At 75.7% G+C, this 16,717-nt stretch carries 11 protein-coding genes; 5 read left to right on the top strand and 6 right to left on the bottom strand.

Going from position 1 to position 16,717, the window contains the following annotated elements; genetic code table 11:
- The coding region (locus ACZ3X1_RS35945) for a hypothetical protein (protein ID WP_467283576.1) at positions 1-431 on the bottom strand (431 nt) is incomplete at its 3' end.
- Between the two features lie 288 nt (positions 432-719).
- Between ACZ3X1_RS35945 and ACZ3X1_RS35950 the strand changes: the two genes are divergently transcribed.
- The 4 genes from ACZ3X1_RS35950 to ACZ3X1_RS35965 all read left to right on the top strand — a co-directional run bounded on the left by ACZ3X1_RS35950 (position 720) and on the right by ACZ3X1_RS35965 (position 3,986).
- A complete protein-coding gene (locus tag ACZ3X1_RS35950; protein ID WP_467283578.1) occupies positions 720-1,718 on the top strand; it encodes an MsnO8 family LLM class oxidoreductase in 999 nt (332 codons plus the stop codon).
- Between the two features lie 418 nt (positions 1,719-2,136).
- Positions 2,137-2,631 carry a lamin tail domain-containing protein gene (locus ACZ3X1_RS35955; RefSeq protein ID WP_467283580.1) on the top strand — a complete coding sequence of 165 codons (495 nt, stop codon included), beginning with the start codon at positions 2,137-2,139 and terminating at the stop codon, positions 2,629-2,631.
- Between the two features lie 273 nt (positions 2,632-2,904).
- Positions 2,905-3,120, top strand: a complete 216-nt coding sequence (locus tag ACZ3X1_RS35960; protein WP_362635600.1) for a hypothetical protein — start codon at positions 2,905-2,907, stop codon at positions 3,118-3,120.
- A 281-nt stretch (positions 3,121-3,401) separates the two neighbouring features.
- Positions 3,402-3,986, top strand: a complete 585-nt coding sequence (locus tag ACZ3X1_RS35965) for a GNAT family N-acetyltransferase (RefSeq protein ID WP_467283582.1) — start codon at positions 3,402-3,404, stop codon at positions 3,984-3,986.
- 504 nt (positions 3,987-4,490) lie between these two features.
- Here the strand turns inward: ACZ3X1_RS35965 and ACZ3X1_RS35970 are convergent.
- Complete coding sequence (locus ACZ3X1_RS35970) at positions 4,491-4,718, bottom strand: hypothetical protein (protein WP_356815853.1); 228 nt, start codon at positions 4,716-4,718, stop codon at positions 4,491-4,493.
- A gap of 109 nt (positions 4,719-4,827) precedes the next feature.
- Positions 4,828-6,369, bottom strand: coding sequence for a DUF6056 family protein (locus ACZ3X1_RS35975; RefSeq protein ID WP_467283585.1), 1,542 nt, complete (start codon positions 6,367-6,369; stop codon positions 4,828-4,830).
- 377 nt (positions 6,370-6,746) lie between these two features.
- Between ACZ3X1_RS35975 and ACZ3X1_RS35980 the strand changes: the two genes are divergently transcribed.
- Positions 6,747-8,135, top strand: coding sequence for a glycoside hydrolase family 15 protein (locus tag ACZ3X1_RS35980; RefSeq protein WP_467283587.1), 1,389 nt, complete (start codon positions 6,747-6,749; stop codon positions 8,133-8,135).
- A 796-nt stretch (positions 8,136-8,931) separates the two neighbouring features.
- On the opposite strand, the gene ACZ3X1_RS35985 is transcribed toward ACZ3X1_RS35980, so the two are convergent.
- From ACZ3X1_RS35985 to ACZ3X1_RS35995, 3 genes are all read right to left on the bottom strand, one after another.
- The gene (locus tag ACZ3X1_RS35985) at positions 8,932-11,112 is read right to left on the bottom strand and encodes a PIG-L family deacetylase (protein ID WP_467283589.1); all 2,181 of its coding nucleotides are present in this window, start codon (positions 11,110-11,112) and stop codon (positions 8,932-8,934) included.
- A 1,780-nt stretch (positions 11,113-12,892) separates the two neighbouring features.
- Positions 12,893-13,990 carry a sugar ABC transporter substrate-binding protein gene (locus ACZ3X1_RS35990; RefSeq protein ID WP_467283591.1) on the bottom strand — a complete coding sequence of 366 codons (1,098 nt, stop codon included), beginning with the start codon at positions 13,988-13,990 and terminating at the stop codon, positions 12,893-12,895.
- Positions 13,991-14,394: 404 nt separating this feature from the next.
- Positions 14,395-16,326: a hypothetical protein gene (locus ACZ3X1_RS35995; RefSeq protein WP_467283593.1), complete on the bottom strand. Its 1,932-nt coding sequence runs from the start codon at positions 16,324-16,326 to the stop codon at positions 14,395-14,397.
- Positions 16,327-16,717 lie beyond the last annotated feature (391 nt).

Genomic DNA, 16,717 nt, shown 5'->3' on the forward strand with positions numbered 1-16,717 from the left:
TGCGTACCGCCCTGGGTGTTGCCGTTGCCACCACCCTGCGTACCGCCCTGGGTGTTGCCGTTGCCACCACCCTGCGTACCGCCCTGGGTGTTGCCGTTGCCACCACCCTGCGTACCGCCCTGGGTGTTGCCGTTGCCACCACCCTGCGTACCGCCCTGGGTGTTGCCGCCCTTGTTGTGCTTCTTCTTCTTGCCGTCGTGCTTCTTGTGGTCGTGCTTCTTGTGGTCGTGCTTGTTCTTGTGGTCGTGCTTCTTGTGGTCGTGCTTGTTGTGGCTGACGACGCTCTCTACCGACGTGGTGGGGGCCGCCATCGCGGAAGACGTCGGGATGAGGATTCCGCCGGTGATCGCGGCGGCCGCGACGGCGGTGGCGAGGCGGAAGCCTCGACGCTTGGGGCGGGGGGTCTCGGACGTCTCGAACTTACGGTTCATGGTGTTTCTCCTGATCGGATCGGGCCCTGAACGGGCTCGGGGAAATTCGGGGCCTTTGCGATGCGGGGCTTGTTTCCGCCGCATCCGCGACCTCGTTTCCTTGTCGGTGAGGCGCATAACCAGTAAGCCCGTCCGCCGCACTGCCGGTCACGTTCCGGGAATTCGGGGCTTGACGTTTTTACGGATACGGGTTAGTCGGAAATCCGGCGGTCGGGGGTGTCCGTCCGCGGTGGCGTGAAAACGATCATCGGGGCGGTCGCGGGGAGGTGTGATCCCTATGCTGACGGCATGCTCGACATACCTCTTTCAGCGCTGGAAGTCGCGATGGTGCAGACGGGCACCCGCGCCGTGGACACCCTGCGGGACACCGCTGCCTTCGCCCGGGCAATGGAGCGGCTGGGCTACCGCCGCCTCTGGTACGCGGAGCACCACCACTCCCCCGCGATCGGTGCGTTCCCGCCGGTCGTGCTGACGGCGCACGCCGCCGCCTCGACCTCGGTGATCCGTCTCGGGTCGGGCGGGGTGCTGGCCCCCAACCACGCGCCCCTCACGGTGGCGGAGCAGTTCGGGACGCTGGCCGCCCTGCACGAGGACCGTATCGATCTGGGCATCGGCCGCGGTCCGGGGACGTTCGACGAGGCCATCGCCCGGGCGCTGCGCCGGGGGGCCGGGCCGGCGACGGACGCGGAGTACCGGCAGGACGTGGCCGCGGTCCTGTCGTTCCTGGTGGAGGAGGTCGCGCTCGGTCCGCTGCCGGAGCCGTGGCTGCTGGTTTCCAGTACCGCGGGGGCCGCTCTCGGCGCGGCGCTGGGTCTGCCGGTTGCGATCGCGCACCACATCCGGCCGGAGAACACCCTTGCGGCGGTGGAGGGTTACCGGGCGGCGTTCACTGCGTCCCGCTGGTGCGAGCGGCCCCGGGTGCTTTTGTGCGTGGAGACGGTGTGCGCGCCGACGCAGGAGGAGGCCGTGTGGCGGGCGGGTCCGATGAACGTGGTCAAGGCCGGGCTGGTGAAGGGGTTGAGCCAGACGCCGTTCCCGACGCCCGCGCAGGCGGCCGCCCACCCCTTCACGGAGCAGGAGCGGCAGGCGCTGGACGGTTTCCGTGCGCAGCAGGCGGTCGGGGATCCGGAGGTGGTGGTGGGGCGGCTGGCGCAGCTGGCCGCGGAGACCGGGGCGCAGGAGTTGATGCTGGCCACGCCCGTCTATGACCTGGGTGACCGGATCGCCTCCTATGAGCTGGTCAGGAAGTACTGGGGGGCGGCGACGGCGCCGGCGGTGTCGGCGTAGGCGGGTGGTTTCCTCGTACGCCGGAATCGTTTGCGCAGGTGTGTGCGAAGGGATGGCGGGGGCGGCTGTTACAGGGGCTTGAACCCGTTCGGCGCAGGGGCGTGAGTGGTGGCCGGGGGCGGGGGCGGGAGGCGGGGAGGGCTGCTTGGCAGATCTCCCACCGGTGGGGGGCGGCGCGCGGGGTCCGGGGCGTCAATCCGGGTTTGACGGTTGCCCGTTACAAGGGAGAGTTACGGACATATCCGGATTGGGAAACACGGGGTGGAGGGGCGGTGTCCGGGTGTGGCGGGGGGCCAGAGTGTGGCTCCTCGGCCTGACGCCGGGAACCGTTTCGAGCCCGACCGGCACGCACGTTCGCACCCACCTGTGCGGGGTGCCGGTGCGGGCCGCCCATTGAAGTCGAAGGGGTCCGTCCTCCATGTCTGCTTCCCCCGCCGCCCGCCGCGCCCTCGCCGCCCTTCTGGCCGCCGGCACCCTGATCGGCGCCGCCGCCCTGCCCGCCGCGGCCGACGACCACCGCCGCGACCACCGCGGCCCCCACTCCCGCTCCTCCCTCGCCATCGGCGACGTCCAGTACGACAGCCCCGCCCGCCACGACCGCTCCAACCGCGCCCTGAACCGCGAATGGGTCGAGATCAAGAACACCGGCCGCCACAGCGTCAACCTCCGCGGCTTCACCCTCACCGACCAGCAGGGCAACCGCTACCGCTTCCCCGACTTCCGCCTGGACGGCCGCTCCGCCGTCAAGGTCCACACCGGACAGGGCCGCGACACCCGCCACGACCTCTACCAGGACCGCAGCCGGCAGATCTGGAACGACCGCGACACCGCCACCCTCCGCGACAACCGCGGCAACGTCATCGACACCGAGTCCTGGGGCCGCCGCGGACACCAGCACCAGCACCGCGGCTGATCCCGCCCGGCGGTCACCCCCACGGGGACGGTGACCGCCGGATGAAAGGGGTGCGGCGTGTCATGGCCGGGGCCGTGGCACGCCGTACCCGTGCGCGCAGGCGGGGGTGGGGTGTGCGGGGGTGTGGGGTGTGCGGGGGTGTGCGGGCGCGTGCATTCGGGTGGCGGCGTGCCGTGTCGGGCCGGTGGCGGGGGCCCGGTTGGCGATGCTGGGCCGGGCGCGGCATCGGGGCCGGCGCCCTCTCCCCCATCCCACGGCGAGTAGGAGTACGGCATGCCGACGGACGACGCGGTCGGGCGTTTCCTCGCGGCTCTGGAGCCGCACCGGCGTCAGGACGTCGCGGGCAGGCCGCGTGCGGAGCAGGAGCGGCTGGCGGCCGCCTGGGAGGAGGAGCTGGGCTCGGACGACGAGCTCGACACCCTCGATGAGCTCTCTCCGCCCGCGGCGGAGGCCGAGGCCGCCCGCCGGGTGATGGACCGCGAGTCCTGACCCGGCCGCCGGGGCCGGCGTCCGGGCCGGGTCGGGGTCGGCGTCCGGGCCGGGGCGGCGTCCGGGTCGGGCGGGCCGGGGCCGGGTCGGCCCGCCGGAGCCAGGTCAACCCGCCGGGGCCGAGTCGGGCCGGGGTCGGGGTCGGGCCGCCGGGGCCGGGTCGGGTCGGTTGGTCGGGGCCGGGCCGGGGTCGGGGGGGCTGGCGTCCGGTGCCGGGGTCGGAGCCGGGCCGGTGGTTAATGGGTGGCCGGTGACTGCGGGGTGGGGGAAGACTGCGGCGGGTGCGTGAGTGTCTGGAAGTGTCCCCGGGTCTGCGGCTGCGGCGTTGGGTGCCGGCGGATGCCGGGGCGGTGCTGGCGGCGTTCGCCGAGCCGGTGATGTCGCGACAGTCCGCCGAGCCGGTGGTGACGCTGCCGGCGGCGCGGCGCTGGCTGGCGGCCCGGATGGAGCAGTGGGATGCGGGGTCGGGATTCGCGTTCGCGGTCGTCGACGGTGCGGACGTGGTGCTGGGGCATGTCGCGGTCGGTGCCGTCGAGCGGCGTCACGGCACCGGGTGGGTCTCGTACTGGACGACTGCGGCGGCCCGCGGGCGGGGTGTCGCGTCGAGCGGCTGCCGCGCGGTGGCGGCCTGGGCGTTCGAGGACGCCGGGCTGTTCCGGCTGGAGCTGGGCCATCGGGTCGACAACCCGGCTTCGTGCGCGGTGGCCCGGGCTGCGGGCTTCGCGGTCGAAGGGGTCCAGCGGCGCAAGCTCGAGTACGACGGTGTCCGCTACGACGTCGAGCTGCACGCGCGGCTGGCGACCGACCCCGAGGTGCCGCCCGGCCCGCCTCAGCCGCCCGGACACCTGAGGCGGCACGGCGGCTGAGGCGTGGCGGGCGGCTGAGCCGTCCCGGCGCCTGAGGCGCGGCGGGCGGTTGAGGCCCGGACGTCTGAGGCGGGTCGGGGTCTGAGGCGGCACGGCGGCTGAGGCGTCCCGGCGCCTGAGGGTGGCGGACGTCTGAGGCGGTCCGGCGTCTGAGGCGGTTGAGGCGGGGCCGGACGGCAGAGGCCCGGACGGTTGAGGCGGCCCGGACGCCCGAGGCCCGGACGTCTGAGGCGGGCCGGCGCCTGAGGGTCGGGCGGTTGAGGCGGCCCGGACGCCCGAGGCCCGGGCGGCTGAGGCGGGCCGGCGCCTGAGGGTCGGGCGGTTGAGGGTCGGACGGCTGAGGCGGCCCGGACGCCCGAGGCCCGGACGGTTGAGGCGGCCCGGACGCCCGAGGCCCGGACGGTTGAGGCGGGCCGGCGCCTGAGGGTCGGGCGGTTGAGGGTCGGGCGGCCGGCCTGGGGCGGGGCCGCCACAGGGCCCGTCCCCTGGAGGCGGTCACGCCGGTCAGGCGGTTTGCCGGCGCCCGGGGGCCTTCCGCGTCTTCACTCCGGCGACGACGAGGGCCAGCCCCGCGGCGAGGATGCCGAGGCAGGCGGTGGGGGGAAGGGTGACGAGCTTGTGCAGCCAGCCCCACTGCGTGCCGAAGAGGGTCTGGGAGGCGAAGCCGACAAGCCCCTGGGCTCCTATGACGTAGCCGATGCTTTCGACGGTGTATCCGATGGTTGTTCGCACGGGTCAACCCTCTCGCGGCGGTGCTGCGGGAGCGTCCTGCGCAGGGCGGAGAAAACGGTAGGCCAAAGGATGCAGTCGCCGTGCGGACGGCTTGCGGCGGGGGTGGGGTTCAGCGGCGGTGGATGCGCTCGACGCCGTACCAGCGCGAGACGCAGGCGGCGACCCAGTCGCGGTCGTGGTCGGCGGTGAAGAAGGGTTCGGCGAGGCCGGCGATGTGCAGGGGGCGGTAGCCGACGTCCGTGGCGCCTTGCGCCGCCTCGGCGCGGATGCGGGTGTTCTGGGTGTCCCAGGCGATGGATCGGGCCACCGTGGTGGTGGTGAGCTGCTGAAGGTGCGGGACGAGTGAGGCCATCGCGGCCAGGGTCAGGCAGAGCGCCGCCGTCGTGGCGGCCGCCGCGGCGGCGGGGCGGCGGACGGCCGGGCGGAGGCCGGCCCGGGCTCCCAGCAGGGCTCCGTAGCCGCACAGGGCCAGTTCCATGGGCAGGAGGAAGCTCGTCCAGGTACGGGCGTACGTCCAGCCGGTGGGGCCGTATCCGCTGCGCAGGCCGGCCGCCACCGCGAACGAGCCCAGGACCACCACGGGCAGCGGCAGGAGCAGCAGGGCGGCCCGCGTCACCGGCCCGGCACCGGCACCGGCACCGGCAGTGGGTGTGGGGTGGGGGCGTCGGGTGCGGAGGGTGGCGGCCAGGCCCAGCAGGAGGCCGGCGGCCGCGGCGGCGAGGTAGGCCCACTGGCCGGTGACGGTGTCCCACATGCGCAGCCAGTCCCCGAAGGTGGCGCGCAGTTCGTCCGCGGAGAGGAGCGGGGGCTTGTCGGGCTGCTGGGCGCGGCGCCAGCGGGCGCCCGGGGAGGTGTAGAGGACGGCGAGGCCGCAGGCGAGGCCGGCGCACCACAGCAGGCACCAGGTGAAGGGGCGCCAGGTCGCGGCGAGGCGCAGGCGGGGCAGGCACAGTACGGCGGTCAGGGCGGCGAGGAGGCCGCTGACGAGGGCGAAGGGTTCGCTCAGGGTGCCGAGGGCGAAGCCGATGAGGAGGGCGCCGGCCAGGCCGGCGGTGCGGACGGCGCGGCGGGGGTGGGTGACGGTGGCCAGGGCCAGCAGGAGGGCCCACAGGCCGATGGCGCTCGGCACGGTGTGGGAGATCGTGGCGGGGGCCCACAGCAGGACCTGGTAGCTGCGGGTGCCCGCGAGGTAGAGGAGCGCCTGGAGGGCCAGGGCGCAGGCGGTCAGGGCGAGCAGGGGCGGTGCGTGGCCGAGGGCGTGCAGGAGGCGGCGGCCCAGCAGGACGAGGGCGGCGGTGAGGGAGACGGCGATGAGGGTGGGGAGGATCTTGGTGCCGGCGGGTCCGCCGCCGTAGAGGAGGCCGCTGAGGAAGGCGTTGGTGATCCGGCCGTTCTGGGTCGTGTAGAAGTCGGCGGTGATGCCGAGGACTCCCAGGTCGCGGGCTTTCCAGGCGGCGCACCAGTCGTCGGAGGTGGGGCGGATGTAGAGGCCGAGGAAGCATCCGACGGCGACGAGGGCTCCTGCGGCGGCGGCGAGGGTCGCCGCGGCGGCGGGCAGGAGGGTGCGCAGCAGGGTGCGGGGGCCGGTGTTCGGGCCGGTCGGGCAGGAGGGGGTCACGAGGTCCTCGCCCTCGGCCGCCATGGTGCTCATGGGCCACCTCTTCGCAGCGTTCGCAGCGTTCGCAGCGGGGGCCCGTCGGGCCAGGGCGGCCGGTGCGCCCCGCCGGCTGTGGTGATCGCACGGCCCGCGAAGACCCATGATGTGCACGGTTCGCCGCGGGCGGCATCCCGGGCGGGGCCGGTCGGCGCGGCCCGGCGGCGGGCCCGGCGGCGGGGGTGGGGGGTGGCGTGGGGCGTTGGGGTGGGGGCGGGGGTGGCGTGGGGTGTGGGGGTGAGGTGGGGGCGGGCGGTGGGGTGGGGGGGTGGGTCACCCGGGCGGCGGGGTTTCCGTGGCGGGGCGGGCGGTGGTCTTCGAGGATGAGTGGGGGTCAGCGTCCGCGCGTATGCGGTGCGGCGGAGGGAGTGGCGATGCCCGTTGTCCTCGGCTGCTGGGCGGTGGCCGTGGCGGTGCTGGCCGGTACCGCCGTTCCGGTGTGCGGTGCGGGCGGTCATGCGCCGCTGTCGGGGTTCGCCGCCCCCAGCGTCGGGGTGTTGTCCAATGTGACGGCCGCCGAGGGGATTTCGTCCTCGCGGGCCGCCGGCGCCCGGTATGTGGAGGGCAGCAACGTGCTGCGGCTGGCGTCGGGGCGGTGGCTGTACCTGCCCGCGGGGCGGACGGTGTCGGTGGTGGTCGCGGCCGGTGACGGGCGGGCGCTGCGGCAGGTCGGGCAGAGCCGGGCCTGGCTGGCCTCCGGCCGCATCCCGGGCAGGTCGGCGGCCGAGCGGGCGGCGGCCGCGCGGGCGCTGCTGGCGATGCGGGCGCTGCTGCGGCCCAACGGGGCGATGGCGGCGGGGTGGAGTCCGGGCTGGATGTACTCCTGGCCGCGGGATTCGAGCTTCGCGTGCGCCGCGTTCGCGCACACCGGGCATGACGCGGAGGCGTTTCGGATCCTGCGGCACAGTGCGGCGACGCAGCGCGGGGACGGCAGCTGGGAGGCGCGCACGAAGCTGGACGGTTCCGGGCCGCCCGACGGCAGGCGGTGGCAGCTCGATGCCAACGGCTGGGTGCCGTGGGCGGTGTGGCAGTGGTACCGGGTGGCGCCGGCGGAGGGCCGGCGGGCGCGGCTGATGACGCTCTATCCGATGGTCCGTAAGGCGGCCGACCGTGCGGCGCGGTCGCTGGGGGCGGACGGGTTGCCGCCGGCGTCTCCCGACTACTGGGAGCTGATGACGTCGAGTGCGAACATCGGTACGGCCGCGCCGCTGCTGGCCGGGCTCAACGCCTCCGCGGACCTGGCGCGGGAGGCGGGCCGGCCGGGGGACGCGGCGCGGTGGGGGCGGGCGGCGCGGCGGCTGTCCGCGGGGATCTCCGCGCGGTTCTTCCCGCTCGGCTACCAGCGCACCGTCGACGGGCGGCACGGGCGCGACAGCGCGGTGACGTTCATGGCGCCGCCCTTCAACAGCGCTCCGGCCGGTCTGCCGGCGGCGCTGGAGGCCACCTACCGGGCGCTGCGGCTGCCCAACGGGGGGCTGACGCCGGGCGATGATCCGGGGGCGCCGTGGGGGGCGACGGCGTGGACGCCCAGTACGGCGTTCTTCGCGTTGGCCTGGGCGGCCGGGGGGCGGCCGGCGAAGGCGGGGCCGGTGCTGGAGTGGGTGCTGTCGAAGCGGAACGGGCTCGGTGAGCTGCCGGAGAAGGTGGACGCGGCGGGGCGGGCCGCGTCGGTGGCGCCGCTGGCGTGGACGGGTTCGATCGTGCTGTTGTCGCTGGTGGCGCTGGAGGGCGGGGGGCTGCCGGCGCCGCCCTTGCAGCCGTAGGAGGGTGGGGTGGGGGTGGGGCGGGATGGTGGCGGGGCCCGGCGTAGGTGCATCTCCTGGGCTCGGCGCCGTCCCTCAGGCGGGGCAGGGCGGGCACGGCGGGTTCGGATCGCGGTGGGGGCGGGTCCGCGGGGTCGGGATCCGGGCGTGGTGGGGGCCGGTCCGCGGGGCCCCTCCCTCGGCGGGGCGGGCGGGGTTTGGATCGTCCTGCGGGCCGGTCCGCAGGGGTCGGGATCCGGGCGCGGTGCGGGCGGGTCCGCGGGGCCGGGCAGGGGTGTCTCCTCGGCTCGGCGCGTGCGGGCGATCGCGGGTGTGCCCGGTGGTTGCGCGCTCGTCCTGCGGGGACACCCCTCCCCGCCCCCGCTCCCCAAGCGTCGGGCCCGGCTCCGGGAACCATCCAGGGTTGGTCCGGGGCCGGTCCGCAGGGGTCGGGATCCGGGCGCGGTGCGGGCGGGTCCGCGGGGCCGGGCAGGGGTGTCTCCTCGGCTCGGCGCGTGCGGGCGATCGCGGGTGTGCCCGGTGGTTGCGCGCTCGTCCTGCCTGCGCCGGGGCACTGCTCGGCCCGGCACGCCTTCACCGAGGCGTGGGGCGGTGCCCCGCCGGAGGGGGTCTCTCGGTCCCGCGCGCGCGGAGACGTCGCGGTCAGACGGCCAACGCGGCGCCCGCCCGGGGGGCACCCCATCGTGCCCGGGCTCCGCGGTGCGCGGCGGATGCATGGGCCGGCGGGCTGGAGCGGGGGGCGTGGCTTGTCCGGCTGGGGGCGGTGGTCGGTGTGGCCGCCGGGGCCCCGGGGTGGTCAGTGGTGTCGGCCGGAGGGGTGGCGGGCGGCCTGGGCGAGGGCGGTGGGTGGGCCGGCGCGGTGCCAGGGGGCGGAGGGGGCCGGCTCGGCGGGACCGGGGGTGGGGGTGGGTGGGGGTGTGGTGGTGGTGTGCAGGTCGGCGTCCAGGCCGAGGGCGGCGGCCAGGCCGGTGCCGTCGGGGGTGGTCACGGTGGCCGGGGCGCCGGTGTAGAGCATCTGGGACTCGTACCAGGCGGGGGTCCGGCCGGGGAGGGTGACGGCGGCGGTGCCGGTGGCGGCGCGGCCGGCGAGGAGGTGGCCGGCGGCGGCGACGGCGCCGTAGCCGCCTTCGCCGCCGGCGGCGGCGACGGCGCCGTAGCCGCCTTCGCCGCCGGCGGCGGCGGGCGGGGTGAGGAGGGGGGCGGCCGCGGTGGCGGTGGCCCGGGTGGTGGTGACGGTGCCGGTGCCGGGGTTGCGGTAGGAGAGGCGGACGCCGTCGCCTTGGGCGGTGGCGGTGAGGACGCCGGTGGTGGCGGGCAGGCCGGTGGGGAAGGGGCCGGCGAGCGGGGCGCCGGGGGCGGGCTGGGTCCAGGCCAGGACGGTGCGGTCGGTGGCCGCGTAGACGTGGCGGCGGCCGGCGCTGTCGGTCGCGGTGGCGGGGTCGCCCTGCAGGGCGGTGCCGCCCAGGGTCTGCCAGGGGCCGAAGTCGGAGCCGGGGGTGTTCTGGGTGCGGGCGCGCAGGGTGCGGCGGGAGTCGCGTATGTAGACGGTGATGCGGCCGGTGGCGTCGACGGCGGCGGTGGGTGCGCCGATCGCGGAGGTGGCGGACAGGTCGCCGGTGTCGGGGGTGCCGAGGGTCTGCCAGGGGCCGAAGTCGGCGCCGGGGGCGTTCTGGAGGGCGTAGACGGTCTCGCGCCGGTAGTCCTGGGGGGTGGCGGCCGAGGTGGTGCGGGTGGCGAGGACGGCGATGCGGCCGTCGGGCAGGCGGGCGGTGGAGGCTCCTGCGTCGATGGTGGTGCCGGGGGCGGTGGGGGGCAGGAAGCGGGGGCCCTGCCAGGGCGCGTCGGGGCCGGGGCGGGTCCAGTGGGCCATCTGGCCGTCGAGGGCGGCGAAGGCGTAGAGGCGGCCGGGCGGGCCTTGGGTGATCCAGGTGGTGGACTCGCCGCGGCTGTAGCGGATGGTCTGGTTCCATCCGGCGCCGGTGGGCCGGGTCGCGGTCTTGCGGTCGCCGCAGCCGGCGGGGCTGCCGCACCAGTCCTGGTGGTCGCTCCAGGCGTAGGTCTTGAGGTAGCCGAGTTTCTCCTCGGCGGCTTTCGCGTCGAGGGTGGGGGGCAGGGAGCTGTTGGGGTAGCTGACGTAGTTCTGGACCGAGAAGTGCGGCCGGCCGGAGGTGGCGGCGTAGCGTTCGGTGGCGGCCTGCACGAAGCGGGCGCCGTACATGTGGTCCTGGTGGTCGAGGAAGGCGCCGGCGGGCTGGGCGCGGCCGGGGGTGGGGTCCTGGGTGCGGATGGTGGTGGGCCGGTAGAGCGCGAGGACGTTGGCGATGGCTTGGACGGCCTGGTCGCGGGTGTAGGTGAAGGGGGTCTGGACGGGGCTGCCGGAGGCGAGCTGGGAGCCGAGGGCGGGGACCTTGCCGTCCCACAGGCCGCGCAGGCTGTCGGGGTTGTCGCCGGAGATGCTGCGGGCTTCGCGCATCTGCATCCACACCAGGTTGACCTCGGGGCGGGCGAGGAGGACGTCGACTTCGGCGCTGCCGCCGCCGGTGGTGGGTATGGAGGTGCGCTGCCAGGCGCTGGTGCGCCGGCCGGTGGCCATCTCGGCGTAGGCGGCGCGTATGCCGTTCTGGCGGGCTTCGGCGTAGGAGGCGTGGTCGGCGGGGCGGGTGGGGTCTTGCAGGTGCGGGCTGTGGGCTTCGTTCCTGCCGTCGGACTCGCCTGCGGTCAGGTAGACGGTGGTGACCTTGACGCCGGTGGATATGGAGCGGCTGAGGTCGGGGTTCATGAAGAAGAGGTCGTCGTCGGGGTGTGCGACGACCTGCAGGACCGTGCCCTGGGTCACGCTGGGGCGGGAGGGGGCCTGGGGGGCGGCGGCCGGTGCGGGGGCGGTGCCGTATCCGTGGGCCCAGCTCGTGACTCCGGCGGCGCCGACGGTGAGGGCGGCGAGCAGGGCCGCGAGGCGGGTGCGGCTGGCCAGGGACATCTGCGGGCGCCTTGGGGTCGGTCCGGTACGGGGGTGCTCCGAAGAGGAGGGGGGTCGGTGCCCCGATGGCTGGAGCACTTCCGGAGACGACGACCGGGGCCGATTATGCCCCGCGTGTTTTCTGCTGACACACCCTCAAGAGGCATATGAAGTAAAACCAGTTGAATGCGAAATATGGGCGTCTTATACCGATTTGGCAGTGGTTGGGTGGGGCGGGAGGGGAGGGGTCGGGGTGGCGTGCGTCACGTGGGGGGTGTGGGAGGGGCGGTGGATTTCCATCAACTTCTGCGGACTTCTGCCGACTTCCGGGGGTTTCCCGACTGCCTGGGCAGGGGTTTCACGCTTCCGCGGGCGCTCGGTGCGGCTGCGGCCGCGGGGCGGGCCGGCGGGTGGGCGGACGGGGCGCGCAGGGCGGCGGTGAGGTCGCTCACACCGGCCGGGGCGGGGTGGCCGGCGGGCGGTCGGCGGCGACGGCCGGCGGAGCCGGCGGACCGGGCGCCGGCGGGGCGGTCGGGGCGCACCGGGTCCGGGCGGGCGGCCCGGCCCGGTGGCCCGGCGCGGTGGCCGGGTGCCGGCCCGGCGGGCCCGCAGGGCCGGCGCCTCGGGGCGGCGCGTCGGGCGGTCGGCGCGTCGGGGCGGCGCGTCGGGCGGTCGGCGCGTCGGGGCGGCGCGTCGGGCGGTCGGCGCGTCGCCGCGCAGCAGCCGGCCGGCGCACGCGCCGGTGACGACCCGGTTCAGGCCGCCGCCGCTGACGTCGGCGGACAGCTCGACGGTGCCGGCGGCGCCTGGGGCCGGGCTTTGATGCCGTCGTGCCCACCGGGGATACCGGGAATGCCGGGGCGGGATACCGGGGATGCCGGGGATGTCGGGGATGTCGGGGATGTCGGCGGGTGGTCGCTGGCGCGCCCCGCCGGCGCAGGCGGAGAAGCCGACGCCCGGTGGACGGGCCGGCTCCGTCAGGGCCGCCCAACGCGGACCGGACCTGCCCCCGGGCGGTGGGAAGGTCGCCGCCGCCCGGGCAGGGGTCCCGTGGAGCAGGGGGATGCCCCTGGTGCCCGGCCGCACCGGCGGTGACGGGGGTAGGAGAAGCGCGCCGCCGCTCTCGGGACGGGCGGGGTCGTGCGGACGCGCCAGGGCGCCGGGGGGGGCCGGCGGTTCGGTCGCCGGCCGGGCGCCGGTGTTCTGGACGCTCCATCACCAGGACCCGCTCCCCCGGTTCGGCGGCCAGGAGCACGGGCGTCACGGCGGACCGGGCCCGTGCGGCCCGGAGCAGCGCCATCTCGCGGGCGTACGTACCGCCGGGGCCGGGGCCGGGGCCGGGGTCGGGGTCGGGGTCGGGGTCGGCGGTGATCTGCTCGGCCCCTGCGGTGGTCTGCGGGCGCGCCGTGTGGCCGGCGGTTCGGTCGTCGGCCGGGCGCCGGGGTTCCGGACACTCCATCACCAGGACCCGCTCCCCCGGTTCAGGGGGCCAGGAGCAGGGGGGCCACCTGCTCGGGCGTACGTACGGTCGGGGTCGGGGTCGGGGTCGGCGGTGATCTGCTCGACCCCGGCGGTGTCTGCGTCGGCTCGGTGCGCACGCGCGCGGGGTGGTGCGCCCCGGTGCGCCGGGCTGAGCCTGCAGTGCGTTCCCGAACGGCCCGGATGACCCCGTGGGCTCGTCCTTCCACCGCGGCGCCGGGAGGACGTACGGGCTTACGGGGTTGGGGTGTGGCGGGGTGGCGGTGTTCTCCGTCCCGTCCCCGCCGCCGCGGTCGGGCGGCGGGGTCTGCGGGGCGGGGTGCTACTTCAGGCCGATCTCCTCGCAGGCGGCTCTGATGGCGTCGGTGCAGATCTCCTCGGGGGTGTAGACGCCGTCGAGGATCACGGTGGTGCGGATGTCCTCGCGGGTCACCGGCACGCCGGGGATGAGGACGGCGGGGACGCGCTTGGTGGTCGGGCTGTTGACGACCTGGTTGATGATTCCGTCGATCTTCTCGCCCTGGGCGAGGAGGACGGCGAGTTCGGCCGCGGCCTCGGCCTCGCGGGCGTAGGGCTTGTAGACGGTCATGAACTGCTCGCCCGCCACGATGCGCCGCACGCCGGCGAGTTCGGCGTCCTGGCCGGTGACCGGCGGCAGGGGGCTGACGCCGGCGGCCTTGAGGGCGGTGATGATGCCGCCGGCCATGCCGTCGTTGGCGGAGTAGACGCCGACGATCTTGTCCTTGCCGAGCGCGGAGAGCGCGGCCGCCATGTTGGCGGTGGCGTTCTCGGGCTTCCACTCGACGGTGTCGTACTCCTTGCCGACGTTGACCTTGCCGTCCAGGACGGAACGGGCGCCGGATTTGAAGCTGGCGGCGTTGGGGTCGGTGACCGCGCCGTTCATCATGACGATCTTCCCGGTCCTGGCCTTGTCGCCCAGGGCGTCCAGCAGGGCCTTGCCCTGGACGCGGCCGACGTCCTCGTTGTCGAAGGAGGTGTAGGCGTCGATGGGGCCCTCGGCCAAGCGGTCGTAGGCGACCACCGCGATGCCCGCCTCCTTGGCCTTGGTCACCGCGCCGGCGATGGCCTTGGCGTCCACCGCGTCGACGACCAGGACGTCCACCTTGTCCTTGATCATCGCGTCGGCCTGGGCGCTCTGCCGGGTCGCGTCGCCGCCGGCGTTGGCGTAGAGCACCTTGCCCTTGCCCAGGGTCAGCAGGGCGACCTTCTTCTCCATCAGCGGCTTGTCGAACTTCTCGTAGCGCGCTGTCTCGTTCTCGGGGAGCAGCAGACCGATCCTGACCGCGGCACCGCTGTCGCCCTTGTCGCCGGAGCCGTCGGAGCCGCCGCAGGCGGTGAGCGTGACGGCGAGCGCCGCAACGGCCAGAGCAACGGGGGCACGCCCCAGATACGCGTTCACGAGGTGAGCCTCCCTGACAGGGCCGTGTCCGTACGGCCGAGGGGAGGCAGTCAACGTGCCCGCACCGCTGCCGTCAAGAAGTGAATCCCTAACGAGATGGCAACGCTGTCACCGCCCCCTGCACCGTGTCCCTGCAGGGCTTTCCCCGGTCGTCGGCCGTCCGCCTCCCGCTCTGGTGTCAACTCCTGAAGGGTGGGGGGCGGGTTGGCTTCGACACGTGAGCGGGCGCGTGCCGGGGGCGGTGGGCCGGGGCGGAGGTGGGGGTCGGGGCGGAGGTGGGGTCGGGGCGGCCGGGCGGGAGGCGCGTGCGGGGGCGGGGTGTGCCGGGGGCGGTGGTTTTCGGGGGCGGGTGGTTTTCGGGCGGGTGGTTTTCGGGGGGCAGGGTTGTCCGGGGTGGGCTTTTTTCAGGGGGCGGTGGTGGCGCGGTGGGGGCCACCGGTGGGCGGGGCGGTGGACGCGGAGCGCAGGGCGAGGAGGTAGCCGGCCTGGAAGCGGCTCTCGGCGCCGAGTTCGTCCATCAGCTCGGCGATGTGGCGCCGGCAGGTCCGCAGGGACATGCCGAGCCTGCGGGCGATGAGCTCGTCCTTGGCGCCGTCGGCCAGCCGGCCGGCGATGGTGTGCTGCAGCTGGGTGGAGGTGGTGGCGGTGTAGGAGGCGGAGAAGGGCTCGGCGAGGCTCCAGGCGTTGGCGAAGACCGAGCAGAGGAAGGCGACGGCGGAGGGTTCGCGCAGGACGACGGCCGCGTCGGGGTTGTCCCAGACCGGGAGGAAGGCGGTGGCGCGGTCGAAGACCAGCATCTTGCCGAAGAGTTCGCCCAGGGTGCGGACCTCGGCGCCGGCCGCGCTCACGGCCCGGACGTACTCCTGGGTGCCGGGGCTGTAGCGGGCGGTGTGCTGGTAGAGGGTCTGCAGGCGCACGCCGCGGCCCAGCATCTCCAGATCCCGCGGGAGCGCGCGCTCCAGGTAGCCGGGCGGGCGGCCGCCGCCGGGCTGGACGGTGAGGACCTCCTGGGTGCAGCGGGCCGCAGCGTCGGAGATGAGGAGCATGACGCGGTCGCGGGCCTCGACCACCTCCACGGCGCCGGAGTCGGCCCCGCGGCGGTAGGTCTCCTCGTACAGGGGGATCAGCGAGCTGAGCCGGGCGCGGGTGCGCTCCAGGGTCTCCAGGCGGCGGCGCAGCCGGTTCTCCTCCGGTCCCACCAGTTCGGCGGCGGCGGTGTAGGGGCTGACGGCCCGCCACCGGGCGCGGGTGTCGTCGGGGTCGTGGGCCAGGAGGCGGTGGCGCACCAGCTCGGCGGCGGCCCGCTCGGTGTGGTCCTCGCTCAGGCCGAGCGCGGCGGCCAGGGCGGTGGTCGGGGCGGGGCCGTCCTCCAGCAGCCGGGTGTAGAGCCGGATCGCCGTCGGGCCGAGGACGGCGGGATCCGCCGGGGCGGGGTCGGAGGCCGGGGACGGGGCGGGATCCGCCGGGGCCGGGCCGGGAACCAGAGCCGGAGCTGGATCCGCAGCCGGGCCTGGGTCGAGAGCTGGGGCCGGGCCGGAGGCCGGGGCCACAGCCAGGGCCGGGCGGGGAGCCGCAGCCGGGTCGAGAGCCGCGGCCGGGCCGGGGGCTGGGACCGCAGCCGGGTCGGGAACTGCGGTTGTAGCCGGGCCGGAGGCCGCCGGGGCGGAAGTCGGAGGTGGATACGCAGCCGGGCCGGGAGCCGGAGCCGGGTCGGGGTCGGGGGCCGAAGCCAGGGCCGGGTCGGGAACCGGGACCGGGACCACGGCGGAGGCCGCGGCCGCAGGCAGGTAGGGGTCGGGAGCCGGGGCCACAGCCAGGGCCGGGCCGGAGGCCGGAGCCGGACTGGAAGCCGGAGCCGGAGCGGGGTCGGGGACCGTAGCCGGGCCGGGCCCGGAGGCCACAGCCTGGCCCGGGGCCGCCGGGGCCGGGGCGGAAGTCGGAACCGGATACGCAGCCGGGTCGGGAACCGGGGCCGTGGCGGGGGCGGAGGCCGGGGCCGCAGACAGGTAGGGGTGGGGAGCCGGGTCGGGGTCGAGAGCCGCAGCCGAGCCGGAGGCCGGGGCAGCACCCAGGGCCGGGCCGGGAGCCGCAGCCGGGCCGGAGGCCGCGGCAGCACCCAGGGCCGGGCCGGAGGCCGCGGCCGGGCCGGAGGCCGCGGCCGGGCCGGAGGCCGCGGCCGGGCCGGAGGCCGCGGCCGGGCCGGAGGCCGCGGCCGGGCCGGGAGCCGCGGCCGGGCCGGGAGCCGCGGCCGGGCCGGGAGCCGCGGCCGGGCCGGAGGCCGCGGCCGGGCCGGGAGCCGCGGCCGGGCCGGAGGCCGGCGGGGGCGGTAATGCCACCGGCGCTGCCTCTGCGGATGCCTCGGTATCGGTGGTTCTGTCCATGTTTTGCACCCCTCCCTTTCGTGCCACGCACCTTGCTGAGGCCCGTTCCCGCTGGACCCCGAGTTCCCGGCCGGAGATTCTTGTGTCACCGGAAAGAAACACCCGGCAGGAATCAGATCGGAATTAACTTTCTCAGGAGAACAGCATGAAGTTCACTCGGTTCCTTTGTGCGGCGGCGCTGGCCGTTGGTATTGCGGGCAGCATCGTTTCCGGCGCGGCGTCCGACTCCGGATCCGGTTCGGCTTCCGCACTCACTTCCGCCCCGTGCGAGAGCCGTCCGGGGGACACCGAGTGGACCAACCCCGCGACCCACTGCCCTCCGGTCCTCTAGAGCCGATCGGGCACC

The sequence above is a fragment of the Streptomyces sp. NPDC023541 genome, assembly GCF_055559995.1.

Coding starts and splice junctions, on each gene's coding strand:
- ACZ3X1_RS35950 (WP_467283578.1), top strand. CDS start 720: ATGCTCGACATACCTCTTTCAGCGCTGGAAGTCGCGATGGTGCAGACG.
- ACZ3X1_RS35955 (WP_467283580.1), top strand. CDS start 2,137: ATGTCTGCTTCCCCCGCCGCCCGCCGCGCCCTCGCCGCCCTTCTGGCC.
- ACZ3X1_RS35960 (WP_362635600.1), top strand. CDS start 2,905: ATGCCGACGGACGACGCGGTCGGGCGTTTCCTCGCGGCTCTGGAGCCG.
- ACZ3X1_RS35975 (WP_467283585.1), bottom strand. CDS start 6,369: ATGAGCACCATGGCGGCCGAGGGCGAGGACCTCGTGACCCCCTCCTGC.
- ACZ3X1_RS35980 (WP_467283587.1), top strand. CDS start 6,747: ATGCCCGTTGTCCTCGGCTGCTGGGCGGTGGCCGTGGCGGTGCTGGCC.
- ACZ3X1_RS35985 (WP_467283589.1), bottom strand. CDS start 11,112: ATGTCCCTGGCCAGCCGCACCCGCCTCGCGGCCCTGCTCGCCGCCCTC.